This is a genomic window from Streptomyces sp. NPDC091649 (assembly GCF_044756785.1).
GTDB lineage: Bacteria > Actinomycetota > Actinomycetes > Streptomycetales > Streptomycetaceae > Streptomyces.
Window position 1 is genome coordinate 103,914 of sequence record NZ_JBIVTR010000021.1, and the last position, 16,498, is coordinate 120,411.

The 16,498-nt window shown below is 71.8% G+C and carries 11 protein-coding genes and 1 pseudogene; 4 read left to right on the forward strand and 8 right to left on the reverse strand.

The features are described from left to right. Positions 1-3: 3 nt before the first annotated feature. A pseudogene (locus tag ACIQMU_RS27880) lies at positions 4-210 on the reverse strand (cysteine hydrolase); the annotation flags it as partial. After that, positions 204-950: an N-acetyltransferase gene (locus ACIQMU_RS27885; RefSeq protein WP_352239961.1), complete on the reverse strand. Its 747-nt coding sequence runs from the start codon at positions 948-950 to the stop codon at positions 204-206. The gene ACIQMU_RS27885 and the pseudogene ACIQMU_RS27880, both read right to left, overlap by 7 nt. A gap of 204 nt (positions 951-1,154) precedes the next feature. Between ACIQMU_RS27885 and ACIQMU_RS27890 the strand changes: the two genes are divergently transcribed. After that, positions 1,155-1,814: a hypothetical protein gene (locus tag ACIQMU_RS27890; protein ID WP_402689946.1), complete on the forward strand. Its 660-nt coding sequence runs from the start codon at positions 1,155-1,157 to the stop codon at positions 1,812-1,814. 123 nt (positions 1,815-1,937) lie between these two features. Here the strand turns inward: ACIQMU_RS27890 and ACIQMU_RS27895 are convergent, their stop codons facing one another. From ACIQMU_RS27895 to ACIQMU_RS27905, 3 genes are all read right to left on the reverse strand, one after another. Next, positions 1,938-2,720: an HNH endonuclease family protein gene (locus tag ACIQMU_RS27895; RefSeq protein WP_402689947.1), complete on the reverse strand. Its 783-nt coding sequence runs from the start codon at positions 2,718-2,720 to the stop codon at positions 1,938-1,940. A gap of 273 nt (positions 2,721-2,993) precedes the next feature. Beyond that, positions 2,994-3,773 (reverse strand): GntR family transcriptional regulator, encoded by a 780-nt coding sequence (locus ACIQMU_RS27900; RefSeq protein ID WP_402689948.1) that lies wholly within the window; start codon positions 3,771-3,773, stop codon positions 2,994-2,996. After that, positions 3,770-4,309 carry a GntR family transcriptional regulator gene (locus ACIQMU_RS27905; protein WP_402689949.1) on the reverse strand — a complete coding sequence of 180 codons (540 nt, stop codon included), beginning with the start codon at positions 4,307-4,309 and terminating at the stop codon, positions 3,770-3,772. Before ACIQMU_RS27905 ends, ACIQMU_RS27900 begins: the two co-directional genes overlap by 4 nt. Before the next feature lie 143 nt (positions 4,310-4,452). On the opposite strand from ACIQMU_RS27905, the gene ACIQMU_RS27910 reads away from it, so the two are divergent. Next, positions 4,453-4,845, forward strand: coding sequence for an ATP-binding protein (locus tag ACIQMU_RS27910; RefSeq protein ID WP_402689950.1), 393 nt, complete (start codon positions 4,453-4,455; stop codon positions 4,843-4,845). 74 nt (positions 4,846-4,919) lie between these two features. Here the strand turns inward: ACIQMU_RS27910 and mfd are convergent, their stop codons facing one another. Further along, positions 4,920-8,453 carry a transcription-repair coupling factor gene (gene mfd, locus ACIQMU_RS27915; protein WP_352239964.1) on the reverse strand — a complete coding sequence of 1,178 codons (3,534 nt, stop codon included), beginning with the start codon at positions 8,451-8,453 and terminating at the stop codon, positions 4,920-4,922. Between the two features lie 758 nt (positions 8,454-9,211). On the opposite strand from mfd, the gene ACIQMU_RS27920 reads away from it, so the two are divergent. After that, positions 9,212-10,225 (forward strand): helix-turn-helix transcriptional regulator, encoded by a 1,014-nt coding sequence (locus ACIQMU_RS27920; protein ID WP_352239965.1) that lies wholly within the window; start codon positions 9,212-9,214, stop codon positions 10,223-10,225. A gap of 192 nt (positions 10,226-10,417) precedes the next feature. On the opposite strand, the gene ACIQMU_RS27925 is transcribed toward ACIQMU_RS27920, so the two are convergent. Both ACIQMU_RS27925 and ACIQMU_RS27930 read right to left on the reverse strand, forming a co-directional pair. Further along, on the reverse strand, positions 10,418-13,003 hold the full coding sequence (locus ACIQMU_RS27925; protein WP_402689951.1) for an ABC transporter permease: 2,586 nt from the start codon (positions 13,001-13,003) through the stop codon (positions 10,418-10,420). Then, complete coding sequence (locus ACIQMU_RS27930) at positions 13,000-13,788, reverse strand: ABC transporter ATP-binding protein (protein WP_164616063.1); 789 nt, start codon at positions 13,786-13,788, stop codon at positions 13,000-13,002. The genes ACIQMU_RS27925 and ACIQMU_RS27930 overlap by 4 nt, the downstream gene beginning before the upstream one ends. A 1,041-nt stretch (positions 13,789-14,829) precedes the next feature. Here ACIQMU_RS27930 and ACIQMU_RS27935 point away from each other — a divergent pair. Continuing rightward, entirely contained in the window at positions 14,830-16,347 is a 1,518-nt protein-coding gene (locus ACIQMU_RS27935; RefSeq protein ID WP_352240189.1) for an MFS transporter, read from the forward strand. Positions 16,348-16,498: the final 151 nt, after the last annotated feature.

Consider the following 16,498-nt stretch of genomic DNA (forward strand, 5'->3'; position numbering starts at 1 on the left):
GGCTCAGCCGGCCGCCGGGGCACCGCCGCCGAAGTCCGCCTCGGCCGCCCGCGGCACGCGCACCCGGCGGCCCGGGAAGCGGAGGTTGCGGTAGCTCTCGTCGGGGTGCGCGACGGACGCCTCCGGCACGGCGTACGGGCCGGGGCCGGGCAGGACGGACGTGGTGCGGCCGTCCGCGACGAGCACCGCGTCGTACCCGCGGCTCACAGCCGGTGGCGTACCCAGACGTTGGGCTCGACGTAGACCGCGTAACCGTGCGCGAGCGCGCAGTGCACCGGGACGAGCGCCCCCGGCACCTCCACCGGGCCGTCCGTGTCGAACGGCAGCCCGGTCCACTCGCGCCACTGGGCGAGCGAACCGCTCACGGTCATCGACACGGCGGCGACCGAGTCGATCGTCCCGCCGGCCCGGGCGTGGACCCGCAGCCAGGGGTCCTCGGGCAGCCCGTCCTCCGGCCGGGTCAGCCGGGCGTACTCCTCCATCGCCAGGCCGGGCCGCAGGTGCTTGCCGCTCGGCCGGACCGGCGCGACGACCTCGCGGAAGCCGAGCCGGGCGGCGTTGTCCCGCATCGCGGCGAGCATCCGGCCCGATATCCCCTCGCCCTGGCGGCCGGTGGCCACGGTGATCTCGATCGCGCCGACCGTGTCGGGCGTGCGCCCGCGCCGCAGGTCCGCGAGCGCCCACAGCAGCATCCGGTCCCAGCCGCCGACGGGCAGTTCGCCGCGCCCGGGGGCGTCCAGCACGAAGGGCACGCTGTAGGCGCGGGCCACCACGGTGCCCTCGGAGTCGGTGGCGACCAGGACGTACTGCGGGAAATCGACGGCGATCCGGGTGAAGTTCGCCCAGCCGACGATGTCCTCCAGGACGAACTCCGGCCAGGTGTCCGGCATCCGGTCCAGGGCGTCGGCCAGCTCCGGACGTTCGGCGAGGGTCGTGATGGTCAGCTCCATACGCGCGACCCTAGGCAATCCTCACTGCTTCGACCAGCGGTTTTCCCCGGGCCCCGCCTGCCGGGGACGCGGCCGGCCCTCCGGCGGAGCGGCCTGCGCGCCGCGTCCCGCCCTGGCGCGTTCCGGCCGGAACCGTGAGGTGTGCATGCCGCGTCCCCACCCGTGACTTCGCACCCTGTGCGCCGCACGTCGAGGAGCAGAACCATGTCCCAGCCAGGCAGTACGCCGACCCGCCCGAGGAGAGGCGCCGGGTGCCTGCAGAGCCTGTTGGTGCTCGCGGTGATCCTCGGCCTCGGCTACGGAGCGTCCAAGATCTTCGGCGACGAGTCCTCGAAGTCGTCGCCGCCGTCCTCTTCCTCGTCCGCCTCGGACGGCAAGGGCGGGTCGTGGGAGATCGGTGACTGCGGAGGGCCGGACCCGGACGACAAGCCGGACGGCTACCGCGCCTTCGACTGCGACGAGTCGGGAGCGACCTTCGAGGCACTGGAGGTCAAGAGCGCGAGCATCCTGCCCAACGCGATCCAGTGCCCGGCCGGGACGGACCTGATCATCCAGGTCTCCCGGGTCTTCGGCTCCGGCGACGGCAAGAAGGGCAGCGGCATCCCCACCAACACGGTCTGCGGCCGCAACCTGTCCGGGGAGCACCCCGGCGACGCGGGCGCCGGGGGCGGCCAGCTCGTCGAGGGCGACTGCGTGTCGGCGTCGGCCCGGGAGATCGCCTGCGCCTCGGCCGGACCGGGCGCCTTCAAGGTGCTCGGACTCGTCAAGGAGAAGACGGACTGCCCCGGGGCGACCACGGAACCCATGCAGCTGATGATGGCTCTCGGCCGCCCGTACAGCGTCATCTGCGGCGGCAAGGTCTAGGGGAGGACGTGTCCGGTGGATCTTGACCGGGCAGCACTCCGGGGCCGCCTTCCCGGGGCGGGCTTTCCGGGGCGCCTCCCGGTCCGCTCGCCCGGGCCGCTCGCCCGGGCGACCGCGGCTGGGTCAGCCTTCGCACTGCTTCCGCATCATCGCCTTGTCCGCCGCCGTCACGGGAAGTTCGTACTTGGCGGCGACCTGCGCGAACCGCACCGCGTAGGAGCACCGGATCCGCTTGTTCGGCGGCAGCCAGGAAGCGGGTCCCGAGTCCCGCTTCGCCGAGTTGGCGCGTCCTTCGACAGGAAGCAGGTTGAGCACGTCGTTGGCCAGTTGCCTGCGCTTGCTCTCCGGCCACTGGGCGGCACCCATCTGCCAGCTGTAGGACAGCGGGATCACGTGGTCTATCTGCACCTCGGACGGCTTCGCCTTCTTCCAGGCGATGTCCTTGCCGGTGTACGGGTCGTACAGGTCCATCGAGACGACGACGCAGCTCGAACCCGAACGGAACCGCACATCCCGCCCGTGGAGCTTCAGCAAGTCGTTCCTCGTGTCACAACCGTTCCTCACCAGCGGCACTCCGTCCGCCGTGTCCATCCACGCATAGCCGAACTCACCGCGCTCGTAGCCCGTCTTCGGACCACGCCCCTTCGTGGCCACGCCCTCGATGATCTTCCGGGCCGCGGCCCGGTCCGCCTCGGCCGTGAGGGGGGCCAGCCCCGGCTTCGTGCCGTCGGGATTGTCCAGCGGACTCGCCCCGAAACCTCCGGCGGACCGCGCGCCGCCGTTGTCTCCGCCGCTCGTACCGCCTCCGTCGGCGGAGAGCCCGTCGGGACCGCAGCCCGCCAGGGCGAGCGCGACGAGAGCGCTGAGGGCGGGCAGGGCCGCTCGGTGCGTACGGGGAGCTATCACGTGAAGCCGTCCTGACGGGGAGGAAACCGGACGCCGAGCATCCTAGGGCGCGTCCGGCGGATCAGGGCCGGGGCCGCGACGCTTGGCACGGCAACTCCCTCGAACCGTCGATCGGTTCGTAAGCCGTCGCCGTGGCTACAAGCCGCCACCGCGTGGAGAACGGACGAACCAGGACTCCTTGCGGATGGGCACGCAGCTCGTCCAGCCTTCCGTTCGGACCCAGGGGCCTCGTCGCGCTCCTCGCGTGCGGAGAAGAGGAAGAGGACCCGAGCGTCACTCAGGCGTGAACTCGTACTGGACTTCGTACAGATGACCCGCCTTGACCATCACCGTGGCCTCGATAGGCCGGTCGTCGCCGCCGAACACCACCCGCAGCGTGCGCAGGACCGGCAGATCCCCGGGGAGCCGGAGCAGTCGGTACTGCTCCTGCGTCGCGACGCGGGCCGAGACGCGGTCGACGCTGAGCCGGGGCGGGTGGCCGAGCGAGGCCAGGAGGGTGGGCGTTCCTCCCGGGATGCGGCGGCGTTCGGTGATGGCGGTGCCTTCGGCGATGTCCAGCGGGTAGTAGGAGGCGACGAGTTCCGCGGGCTCGTCATCGATCGACAGCAGTTGGTGACGGAGGATCGCCGTGCCGCCCGGTGGGAGCGCCAGCGCGTCCGCGACATCCGCCGGAGGTTCGGCCTCCGTGACGTCTAGGAGGGTGCTGCGGGCGGGCGTACCGGAGTTCGCCACCTCGGCCAGCCAGCGGTACGGCTCTCCCGATGGGGACGGCGCCATGTACGCGGCAGGCCGTATCGTGCGCTGCCGATGTTCGCGTACGGTCACCGACGCGCCGGCCCTGCCGACCACGAGACGCTCTCCCTTGAGGAGCTGCAATGCCTTCTGAACGGTGGCGTTCGCCGCGCCGAACCGCTCCTTCAACTGTGCGGTGGAGGGCAGGCTGTGTCCCGGAGCCAAGTCTCCGGACATGATGTCGTCCCGCAGATCGGCAGCGATCCGCTCGTGCAGCGGACGGCCGTCCGCCTCTTCCGTCTCCGGTTCGCGCACCGTCATCCGATCCTGATCTCGTACCGCAGCTTCTGATCTCGGGGAGGCATGACCATCACATCGACCTGGATGGGCCGGTCGTGCGCGTCGAGCGTGAGCCGGGTCAGTTCGAGGACCGGCTCGTCGGCGTTCAGGGCCAGCTCCGCCCGTTCGCTCTCGGAGGGCAGGCGAGCGGCCACGTCTTCCCTGGCACGGACCCCTACGTGCCCGAGTTCGGCGAGCAGCCGGAGGGCCCCTCCTCGGATCTTCGCGGTGCCGGCCAGCCCTGTGCCCCGCGCGATCTCCACGGGGTAGTAGGTGTCGGTCAACTCGCACGGTTCGCCGTCGAGATACATGATCCGCCGCCTTCCGACGACCGGTTCCCCCTGTTCCACCGCAAGCAGGTCGGCCACGCGCTCCGGGGCGGCGACTTCACCGGCACTCACGATCTTCTGCGCACCCCGTCGCCCGGCCGACGCCGCCTCGGCACTCCAGACGTCGCCCCCGCCCTCCGCCGGCGTCAGGTAGTGAGTGGACACGCTGATCACTTCACCCTCGCCCATGGCCTCCTCCTTCACCGACGACCCACCTTGCCGGTGCACACGGTAGGCGACTGCGTCGAACACCCCAAAGAATACCTTGCCAGCTTTCGCGAATAGCAGTACGGTCGGCTCGTCACGACCCACGAGCAAGGCGGTGAACCACCGTGTCCCAGTCGCAGTTACGGCGCTTCCCCCGACGGCGCACATCCGTCGGCGCCTCACGCGATTTCGTCGTCCACGTCCTCAAGGAATGGCAGCTCACGGATCTGATCGACGACATGGAGCTCTGCACCTCGGAGCTGGCGACCAACGCCCTGCTCCACGGCGCCCCACCGGGACGGGAATTCGCCGTCCGGCTCGAACTGGCGGATGACCTCGTACGACTGGAGGTCCGGGACAGCGGCGACGGACGACCGGAGGTTCAGCACCCCGACGAGAGCAGTTGCTCAGGTCGCGGCCTGTTCCTCGTCGGCGGACTCGCCGCAGACTTCGGCATCGACCACCACGTCGTGGGCAAGACGGTGTGGGCCGCGTTCAAGCGGCCTCCAGCGCCGTAGTCCCCCGGGCCCAACTCGTCGTAGCCCCGCCGGGTAAGCCCGGCGGGGCCCGATCGTGCGTGGTGGCCCGGGAGCTACGACCCCAGGATCGTCGTCAGGAACTCCCCCGTCCACGCCAGCAGTTCGCGGCCGATGACCGGTTTGCCGCCGATCTTCCCGGCCGTCGGGCGCGGGACCAGGATCTGGTGGGCGGCCGGCTTGATGACCGTCTTGGGGTGCAGGCGCTTCAGACGCAGCTCCTGGGACTCGCGCAGCTCCACCGGGGCGAAGCGGATGTTGGACCCCTGGAGGACGATCTCACCGACTCCGCAGGCGCGGGCCAGCATCCGCAGGCCGGCGACCAGGAGGAGGTTCTCGACCGGTTCGGGCAGCGGGCCGTAGCGGTCGGTCAGTTCCTCGCGGACCGCGCGGATGTCGTCCTCCGAGGAGGCCGAGGCGATCGCGCGGTACGCCTGGAGGCGCAGCCGCTCGCCGGGGGCGTAGTCGTGCGGGACGTGCGCGTCGACCGGGAGCTCGATCTTGACCTCCAGCGGCGGCTCCTCCTGTTCGCCGCCCTCCAGCTGGGCCCGGTAGTCGGCGACGGCCTCGCCGACCATGCGGACGTACAGGTCGAAGCCGACGCCCGCGATGTGGCCGGACTGCTCGCCGCCCAGGAGGTTGCCCGCGCCGCGGATCTCCAGGTCCTTCATCGCCACGTACATGCCCGCGCCCATCTCGGTGTGCTGGGCGATCGTGGCCAGGCGTTCGTGGGCGGTCTCGGTGAGCGGCTTCTCCGGCGGGTACAGGAAGTAGGCGTAGCCCCGGTCGCGGCCCCGGCCCACGCGCCCGCGGAGCTGGTGGAGCTGGGAGAGGCCGAAGTTGTCGCCGCGCTCCACGATCAGGGTGTTCGCGTTGGAGATGTCGATGCCGGACTCGACGATCGTCGTGGAGACCAGGACGTCGAACTTCTTCTCCCAGAAGTCCACCACCACCTGTTCCAGAGCCGCTTCGGACATCTGGCCGTGGGCGGTGGCGATCCTGGCCTCCGGGACGATCTCACGGAGGCGGGCGGCGGCCCGGTCGATGGACTCGACCCGGTTGTGAATGTAGAAGACCTGTCCCTCGCGCAGCAGTTCACGCCGTACGGCCGCGCCGATCTGCTTCTCCTCGTACGGGCCGACGAAGGTGAGGACCGGGTGGCGCTCCTCCGGCGGGGTCGTGATCGTGGACATCTCGCGGATGCCGGTGACGGCCATTTCGAGCGTACGGGGGATGGGGGTCGCGGACATCGTGAGCACGTCGACGTTGGCGCGGAGCTTCTTCAGCTGCTCCTTGTGCTCGACGCCGAACCGCTGCTCCTCGTCCACGATGACCAGGCCGAGGTCCTTGAACTGCGTCTCGGAGGAGAAGAGGCGGTGGGTGCCGATGACCAGGTCGACGGACCCGTCCTTCAGACCTTCGAGGGTGGCCTTCGACTCCGTGTCCGACTGGAAGCGGCTCAGCGCCCTCACGTTGACGGGGAACTGGGAGTAGCGCTCGGTGAAGGTGCCGTGGTGCTGCTGGACCAGGAGGGTCGTGGGCACGAGGACCGCCACCTGCTTGCCGTCCTGGACCGCCTTGAAGGCGGCCCGGACAGCGATCTCCGTCTTGCCGTAGCCGACGTCGCCGCAGACCAGCCGGTCCATCGGGACCGTCTTCTCCATGTCCTCCTTGACCTCGGCGATGGTGGACAGCTGGTCGGGCGTCTCCGCGTACGGGAAGGCGTCCTCCAGCTCGCGCTGCCAGGGGGTGTCCGCGCCGAAGGCGTGGCCGGGGGCGGCCATGCGGGCGGAGTAGAGCTTGATCAGGTCGGCGGCGATCTCCTTGACCGCCTTCTTCGCCCGCTGCTTCGTCTTCGTCCAGTCCGCGCCGCCGAGCCGGTGCAGCGTCGGGGCCTCGCCGCCGACGTACTTGGTGACCTGTTCCAGCTGGTCGGTCGGGATGTAGAGGCGGTCGCCGGGCTGGCCGCGCTTGGCGGGGGCGTACTCGACGAGCAGATACTCCCGCGTCGCGCCCTGGACCGTGCGCTGCACCATCTCCACGTACCGGCCGACACCGTGCTGCTCGTGGACGATGTAGTCGCCGACCTCCAGCGTCAGCGGGTCGATCGTCTTGCGCCGGCGGGCCGGCATCCGGCCGAGGTCCTTGGTGGCGGTGCGCTGGCCGGTCAGGTCCGTCTCGGTGAGGACCGCCAGCTTCAGCGCCGGGTCGACGAATCCCTGGTCGATGGCCCCGCAGGAGACGTGGACCAGCGACGGGGTGATCTCGGTCAGGTCCGGGTCGAGGCGGGCCGCGATGCCCTCGCCGCTCAGCACCTCGACGGTACGGGAGGCGAGGCCCTGGCCCTCCGTCACGTACACCGTGCGCCAGCCGTCGGCCAGCCAGCCCTTGGTGTCGGCGAGAGCGCGGGCGGTGTCGCCCCGGTACGCCTCCGGGGCGTGCATGGAGAGCGGGAGCGTGTCGTCGTCGTGATCGGCGGCCTCCGCCGCGAACGGCGAGATCGACCACCACATCATGCCCAGCTCACGGGCCCGGTCCCGGACGTCCGCGATGCCCCACAGCGAGGCCGCGCCCACGTCGATGGGGGCCTCGCCGCCGCCCGCGCTCGCCGCCCACGACGCCTGGAGGAACTCCTGGCTCGTGGCGACCAGGTCGGCCGCCCGGGTACGGACCCGCTCCGGGTCGCAGACCAGCGCCATGGCGCCCTCGGGAAGGACGTCGAGCAGCAGTTCCATGTCGTCGACCAGCACCGGGGCCAGGGATTCCATGCCTTCGACCGCGATGCCCTCCGCGATCTTGCCGAGCAGTTCTCCCAGCTCCGGGTGCGCCTGGGCCAGCGCGGCGGCCCGCTCGCGCACCTGGTCGGTCAGCAGCAGCTCACGGCAGGGCGGGGCCCACAGCCCGTGCGCGGCGACCTCCAGGGACCGCTGGTCGGCGATCTTGAAGTAGCGGATCTCCTCGACGTCGTCGCCCCAGAACTCCACCCGGAGGGGGTGTTCCTCGGTCGGCGGGAAGACGTCCAGGATGCCGCCGCGTACGGCGAACTCGCCGCGCTTCTCGACCAGCTCGACCCGGGAGTACGCGGCGGCCGCCAGCGCGTCCACCACCTCGCCCAGGTCCGCGTTCTGCCCGCTGCTCAGCGCCACCGGCTCCAGCTCGCCGAGCCCCTTGACCTGCGGCTGGAGCACGGAGCGGATCGGCGCGACGACCACCGAGACGGGGCCGGTCTCCGGGTCGTCCGCGCGCGGGTGGGCCAGTCGCCGCAACACGGCGAGCCGGCGGCCCACGGTGTCCGAGCGGGGCGAGAGGCGCTCGTGCGGCAGGGTCTCCCAGGAGGGGAACTCCGCCACCGTGTCCGGCGGCAGCAGTGTGCGCAGTGCGGCGGCCAGGTCCTCGGCCTCCCGGCCGGTCGCGGTGACGGCCAGCACGGTCCGGCCGGTCTGCCGGGCCAGCGCGGCCACGGCGAACGGGCGCGCGCCGGGCGGGCCCACCAGGTCGACATGTGCCCGGTGCCCGTCTCCGGCGGCCTTCACCGCCTCGGCGAGCGCCGGGTCCGTAACGACGACATCCAGCAGACCGTGCAGGCTCATGAAGTTCCGTCCGGGGAATCAGATCAGGGGTGGCTCAGGGGGGCTGGCAGCCGGCTGCTGCCAGGGGGCAACGCGAAGGGCCCGACACGTGGGACGGGCCGGGGGTTTCCAGAGTACGACCCGGGGGTGACAGCCGCGCCCGCAACGGGTGAGCCGGCGGCCCGTACCGCCCCCGCCGGCCCCGTCGCGTCCGGCGGGCCCGTGCCGTCCCCGCCGGTCCGTCGCGGCGCTCCCGCCGGTCCTGTGGCCTCACCCCTTCCGGCCTTTTCGCGCCACCCCCACCGGTCCCTCGGGGTTCCACGGGCCAGGCCGCGCGCGGCCTGGCCGCGTCGCCGCGGGTCCCCTCGCGCCGCCTTTCGCGCAGGCACCGCCGCCCGGGTTCCCGGACGCGGCCGGCGACTCGGATCATGCCCGCACCGCGCCCGGGGCGCAGCCCCGCCCTGCCGCCCGTCGCGTCGAGAGTGCCGCTCGTCGACGGTCGCGAACCGTTCATCTCCGTCTCGCGCACAGTTGCGCCGGAGCCCCTCACAGGAGTGATCCCAGCGTCTAGTCTTTGCCCGACCCTTGCACGGACAGGCGGAACGCGGGCCGGCGGACAGGCGGAAAGCAGACACGCGGGCACGCGCGTCGAGCCGCGCGTCACACCTGCGGTGCGGGCACGGTCGAACGGCACGGGCGAAGCGGTCAGCGGCCGGGACGGGCGGCGCGGGGCGACCCCCTCGGCGCGCGCCCCACCGCATCAGGCATCGGGGGCGTACGTGGGCGAGAACGAGATGTCCGTCTTCGGGATTCCGGAGGCCGAGGAAGAGGTCTACCGGCACTTCCTGCGCCACCCCGGCACCCGCGCCGACGACCTCCACCTCCTGCTGCACTCGGGGCCCGTGGAGGCCCGCGCACGGATCTCCCGGCTCCAGGAGCTGGGACTGCTGCACACCGAGGACGCCGAACGGCGGATCTTCCCGGCGGATCCGGAGGTCGCCCTCGCCCGGCTGGCGGGCATCCGGCTGCGGGAACTCCACCAGGAGCTGCGTCGCGTCAATCGGTCGCAGCACGTCATTGACGGTCTACGCGCGGAGCGTGGGGCCCGTACGCCTCCTCCCCGGGGCGTCGAGCGGCTGGAGGGGCCGGCGGAGATCCGTAACCGGATCGAGGACCTCACGTTCTTCGCCCGGGAGGAGATCCTGTCCGTGGAGCCGTACACCCGGCTGTCGGCGGAGAACATCGCCCGCGCCCGCCTGCTGGGCCTGCGTTGTCTGCGGCGTGGAGTGCGGATCCGCAAGGTCGTCTCCGGTCCGGCCCTCCAGGACCCGCCGACCGCCGCCTGTCTGCGCGAGCTGGCCGAGCGCGGGGCGGCGATCCGGGTGTCGGCGGAGACCACGGAGCGGGTCCTCGTCTACGACCGCCGGACAGCGGTCGTCCCGGTGGACCCGGGCGACGCCTCGCGGGGCGCGCTCCTCGCCCACCGCGACGGCCTGGTCTCCAACGCCGTCTCCCTGTTCGAACGGATCTGGGAGCAGTCCGGCGACCTGTCCCGCCCGGACAGCGCGGGCGGCGTGGAGGACGGTGAGGACGCGGCTGTCCCCGGCCCCTCCGGCGTCGAGCGGCGGGTGCTCGTGTCGATGTGCACGGTGGGCAAGGACGAGGCGGGCGCGCGTGGGCTGGGGGTGTCGGTGCGGACCTACCGCCGGCACGTCGCCGACCTGATGCAGACGCTCGGCGCCGCCAGCCGGGTGCAGGCCGCGCTGCTGGCCCGCGAGCGCGGCTGGATCTGAGCGAGGGGGCCCCGGCCGCGCGGCGGGCCCGGAGGGGTGGTCGGGCGGTTTCGTCTCCGGTGCGGGCGGGCCGCCCGGCCGCCCGGGGCCGGGGACGGCTTCGGCCCCGGGACGTTCGGAGGAACGTCCCGGGGCCCGCCGGTCATCCTACGGCGACACCCGCAGGGTCACCGTCGCTGATTTGTTCCGCGCTCACCCGTCCGTCGCGATGGCGTTCAGGACGTTCATCCGGCCCGCCCGGAAGGCCGGGACGAGGGCGGCGAACAGCCCGACGAGGGCGGAGCAGGCGAAGACCGTGAGGATCGTCGGCCACGGGATCTCCAGAACCTCAAGTCCCTCCAGGGCCAGCAGCTTCTGGGCCGCTGTGCCCCAGCCCATCCCGAGTCCCAGTCCGAGCAGGGCCCCGAAGAGGGCGATGACCACGGACTCCAGCCGGATCATGCGGCGCAGTTGCCGGCGGGAGAGCCCGATGGCGCGCATCAGGCCGATCTCACGGGTCCGCTCGACCACGGACAGGGCGAGGGTGTTCACCACACCGAGCACCGCGACGATGATGGCCAGGGCCAGCAGGCCGTACACGATGTTCAGCAACTGGCCTATCTGGTCCTTCAGTTGCTCCTTGAAGTCGGCCTGGTTCTGCACCTTGTAGACCGGGTATTCGGCGATGGCGCTCTTGAGGGCCGCGTACGCCTCCTTCTCCTTGCCCTCCTCCGCCTGGGCGAACATCGCCACGTTCTGCGGCATCCGGTCGGCCGGGACGTAGGCCGCGGCCGTGGTGAGGTTGGTGTACATCGCGCCGCGGTCGATGTTGGTGTCGTCGGAGGTGATGGCCGCGACCGTGAGCTTCGCGGTCCTGCCCGCCGTGAAGGCGACGGTCATCGTGTCGCCGACCTTGACGCCGTGCCGCTCGGCGTAGCCGTCTCCGACGGACATGGCGTCCTTGCCGTACGCCTTGGCGAGGTCACCGGAGACGACCGTACGGCGGACGTCCTGCTGGTACGTCGGGTCGGCGGCGGTGATCCCCTCGTCCTCCGTCTTCCCGTTGGGAGCGGTGATCCTGGCCTTGACGAAGGTGTAGTCGGTCATGTGCGCCAGGCCGGGGACGGTGCGCACGGCGTCGGCGGCCTGGGGCACGATCGGGCGGCCGGTGCCGCCGTCCTGGATGATGAAGTCGGCGCCGACCGACCTGTCGAGCTCCTCGGTGGCCGAGGCCACCATGGAGGACCCGACCACGGACAGGCAGGCCACCAGGGCGAGCCCGATCATCAGGGCGGCTCCGGTCGCCCCCGTACGCCGGGGGTTGCGCAGGGCGTTGCGCTCGGCGAGCCGGCCGACCGGGCCGAAGAGCCGCAGGACGACGACGCTCAGGCCGCGCACCACCACCCCGGCCAGGAGCGGCCCGATCACGATGAAGCCGATCAGGGTCAGCAGCACGCCGAGGGCGAGGTACATCGAGCCTTCGGTGGCCTTGTCCGCCTGGCTCGTCGCCCACAGGGCCGCGGCGCCCGCTGCCGTGAGGACCAGGCCGATACCGGCCCTGACCCAGCCGGACCGGCTGTCGGCGGGGGTCCCGGCGTCGCGCAGCGCGGCCATCGGAGAGACCTTGCCGGCCCGGCGCGCCGGTATGTAGGCGGCGAGGACGGTGACGACGACGCCGAGCGCGAGGCCGATCACCGGGGTCGTCCAGGCGACCGTGAGGTCTCCGGTGGACAGCTCCATGCCGATGGCGCCCATCGCCTTCATCAGCCCGACGGCGAGGCCGACGCCGGCCGCGACACCGAGCACGGAGCCGACGATGCCGAGGAGGACCGCCTCCACCAGCACGGACCGGTTGACCTGCTTGCGGCTGGAGCCGATGGCCCGCATCAGGCCGATCTCGCGGGTCCGCTGGGCGACCAGCATGGAGAAGGTGTTGACGATGAGGAAGATGCCGACGAGGAAGGCGATTCCGGCGAAGCCGAGCATCGCGTACTTCATGACGTCCAGGAAGGAGCCCATGGAGTCCTTGTTGGCGTCCGCGGACTCCTGCTGGGTCTGGAGCTTGTACGCGGCCGAGTCGTCGAGGACGGCCGCCACGTTCTTCTTCAGCTGCATGTCGCTGACGCCGCTCTGCGCGCTCACGGAGACCTGGGTGAAGAGGCCGGGGCCGCCGAGCAGCTGCTTCTGGGCGGCGGCGGTGTCGAGGTAGACGACGGCCGCACCCGGGTTGGTGACGGTGAAGGACGCGATACCGCTGATCTTCCCCGTGAAGTCGCCGGTGGCGGCGATGGTGCGCAGCTCGTCACCGATCTTCAGCTTGTGCTTCTTCGCGGTGTCGGCGTCGACCATCACCTCGGTGGGGCCCCGGGGCGCGTGCCCGGAGGTGATCTCCATGGAACGCAGGTCGTTCGTGGTCCAGTTGCTCGCGATGGTCGGGGCTCCGGTTTCGGAGCCCATGTTCTTGTTGTCGCTGTTGACGACGGTGACCGCCATGGAGAAGACGACGCCCTCGGCGCTCTTCACCCCGTCGGCCTTCCCGACCTGCTCGACGACGGATGCGGGCAGCGACGCGGGCTTGCCGTTGTCGGGCTGCTCGTCGTCCTCCTCGGCCGCCTTCGGGCTGACGGTGACGTCGGGCGAGGACACGGCGAAGAGCTTGTCGAAGGTGGTGTTCATCGTGTCGGTGAACACGAGCGTGCCGCAGACGAACGCCACGGACAGCAACACCGCCACGGCGGAGAGGGCCATGCGGCCCTTGTGCGCGAGGAAGTTGCGCACGGAGGTCTTCCAGATGGTCATGACGTCCGCCCACGTGCATCGAAGTGCTTCATGCGGTCGAGGACCTGGTCCGCGGTCGGGTTGTACATCTCGTCGACGATGGAGCCGTCGGCGAGGTACAGCACCCGGTCCGCGTAGGAGGCGGCCACGGGGTCGTGGGTGACCATCACGATGGTCTGACCCAGCTCGTCGACCGACTTGCGGAGGAAGGACAGGACCTCGGCCCCGGCGCGGGAGTCCAGATTCCCGGTGGGCTCGTCGCCGAAGATGATCTCCGGCCGGGCTGCCAGCGCCCTGGCGACGGCGACGCGCTGCTGCTGGCCGCCGGAGAGCTGGGTGGGGCGGTGCTTGAGGCGCTCGGCGAGTCCGACGGTCTCCACGACCTGCTGGAGCCAGGCGGCGTCGGGCTTGCGGCCCGCGATGTCCATCGGCAGCGTGATGTTCTCGATCGCGTTGAGCGTCGGGAGCAGGTTGAACGCCTGGAAGATGAACCCGATCCGGTCGCGCCGGAGTTGGGTGAGCTTCTTGTCCTTCAGCTTGGTGATCTCGGTCTCGTCGAGGAAGATCTCGCCCGAGGTCACCGTGTCGAGCCCGGCCAGGCAGTGCATGAGGGTCGACTTGCCGGAGCCGGAGGGCCCCATGATCGCCGTGAACTGCCCGCGGGCGATGTCCACATCGACGTGGTCGAGCGCGACGACCCGGGTCTCTCCGGTGCCGTACGCCTTCACGACCTGCCGCGCTCGCGCCGCGACGGCCGTACGCCCTCCAGTGCCCCCGTGCCTGGGAATGGTCACAGCCGTTGTCACGGTATTTCTCCTATGTCGTTCGATGACTGGACGTCATTGGGTACGGTCCGAGTCTGGGTTCTGGACGGTGTCCGGCGCGATGGTGCCCAGCGCAGTCTTCAGGTGGGGTTTTCCCCACCTGCCCCCCTGCGGCGGGCTGTAGCGGCGACGTAGGAAAAGGCTAAGGAAACGCTCCCCGCCGCCACGTCCTCCGCCGGGAGGAACGGGCCCTGGCCACGATGAGGGGGCGCCCCCTAGGGGAATCGCCCTCGGGACGGAGGCGGGGGTAAGGGTGCCGATCGGCCCGGCGGGGCTCCGGACGGGACGCCGGGCAAGGTGCCGGGCAAGGCTTCGGACGGGGCGCCGGGCCGGGCGCCCGGCAGAGCTTCGGACGGGACGCCGGGCAAGGTGCCGGGCAAGGCGGACTACTACGGACCGGAGCGACAGGGGCGGCCGGGACCGGCCGGAACGGCAGCGGCTCCGGGACGCCCGCGCGCCCAGGCCCCGCGCCTGATGCTCAACACGCCTCCCCCGCCTCCCTCGTCCCGCTCGCCCCCTCCCGCCCGGCCTCCCCGGATGAGACAGTGCCCCGGGGGATACGTGCATAGGGAAGGAAATCCGGTGAGCGGCACGGACGGCAAGTGCGACGCGGGAGCGGCTGACCCGGGAGCCGGAACCCCGAGAACGGGAGCCCGGGGAGCGGAAACCCCGGGGACGGGTCCGTGCACGGAACAGCGCGACTCGGGAACGGCCCCCGGCACACGACCGGGCACCCCGGGAGCGAACGCCGGCGCGGAAGACCCGGGCGTGGAAGACCCGGGCGTGGAAGGCCCCGGCGCGGAAGACCCGGGCGTGGAAGGCCCCGGCGATGAAGTGCCCGGCACGAACGGGGACGGCGCGAACGGGGAACGCACGGGCGGGGAACGCACAGGCACGGAACGCACGGGCGGGGAACGCACGAGCGGGGAACGCACAGGCACGGAACGCACAGGCACGGAACGCACGGGCGCGCCGCCCGTCCTCACCACCCCCCGGGGCCGTCGTCCTGTCGTGGCGGCGCTCATGCTCGGCATGGCGCTGGCCGCGATCGACGGCACCATCGTGTCCACCGCCGTCCCCCAGATCGTCGGCGATCTCGGCGGCTTCACCGTCTTCTCCTGGCTGTTCTCCGGCTATCTGCTGGCCGTCACGGTCACGCTCCCCCTGTACGGGAAGCTCTCCGACACCTTCGGCCGCAAGCCGGTCCTGATAGCCGGGATCGTCCTGTTCCTGATCGGCTCCGTGCTCTGCGCCGCCGCCTGGAGCATGACCGCGCTCATCGCCTTCCGCGTCGTCCAGGGCCTGGGCGGCGGCGCGCTCCAGGGCACGGTCCAGACCATCGCGGCCGACCTCTACCCCCTCAAGGAACGCCCGCGCATCCAGGCGAAGCTGTCCACCGTGTGGGCCACCTCGTCGGTCGCCGGGCCGGTGGCCGGCGGGCTCCTCGCCGGGTACGCCGACTGGCGGTGGATCTTCCTGGTCAACCTCCCGGTCGGGGCGGTCGCCCTCTGGCTGGTCGCCCGCCACCTCCACGAACCCTCCCGCCCCCGCCCCGCCGCCCGGCCCCGGGTCGACTGGGCGGGCGCGCTCGCCGTCTTCGCGACCGGCGCCCTGCTGCTCACGGCGCTCGTGCAGGGCGGTGTCGCCTGGCCCTGGCTGTCGGCGCCCTCGCTCGGCCTGTTCGGGGTGAGCGCGGTGCTGGCCGCGCTCACCGTGGTCATCGAGCGGCGGGCGGCGGAGCCGATCATCCCGGGCTGGGTCTGGCGGCGACGCACCATCGCCTCGGTCAACCTGGCGCTCGGGGCGTTGGGGCTGCTGATGGTCGCGCCGACCGTCTTCCTCCCCACGTACGCCCAGTCGGTGCTGGGCCTCGGCCCGATAGCCGCCGGGTTCGTGCTCTCGGTGATGACGCTGAGCTGGCCCGTCTCGGCGGCCCTGTCCGACCGGGTCTACAACCGCATCGGCTTCCGGCTCACCGCGGTCGTGGGCATGAGCGCCGCCCTGCTGATCCTGCTGGCCTTCCCCCTGCTCCCCTACCCCGGCGAGCCCTGGCACCCGGCGCTCCTCATGCTCCTGCTCGGCGCGGCCCTCGGCCTCTTCCAGCTCCCCTTGATCGTGGGCGTCCAGTCGACGGTCGGCTGGGCGGAGCGCGGTACGACGACGGCGTCCGTCCTCTTCTGCCGCCAGGTGGGCCAGAGCATCGGCGCGGCGCTCTTCGGGGCCGTCGCCAACAGCGTCCTGGCCGCCCGCCTCCTCGACGCCCCGGTGACCGGCCTCCCCGACGACCTGGACGCGGTGACGCGCGCGCTGGAGGACCCGGGCGCCCTCTCCGCGGCGGCGACGGACTACCTGCGGCGGGCGGTCGACGCGGCGGTGGACCACGTCTACATCGGGGCCGCCGGAGCCGCGGCCCTGGCCCTGCTCGCCCTGATCACCCTCGCCCCGCGCCGCTTCCCGGTCATCACCGAACCCGACGCCCCGGAGGCCGCCGCCGCTCCCGGGGCCGGAGGTCCGGCGGGCCGGCAGGGCGCCCCCTCCTGAGCGGGGTCATGCGACTACCGGCCAGGGCGACTACCGGCCAGGGTGGGACGATCTCGCTAGAGCGTGTCTTCAAAGGCTGTCGATGGGGCATCATATGACGCATGGTGCGGCGACATGAGCTCTCGGACGAAGAGTGGGACGTTCTGTCGGG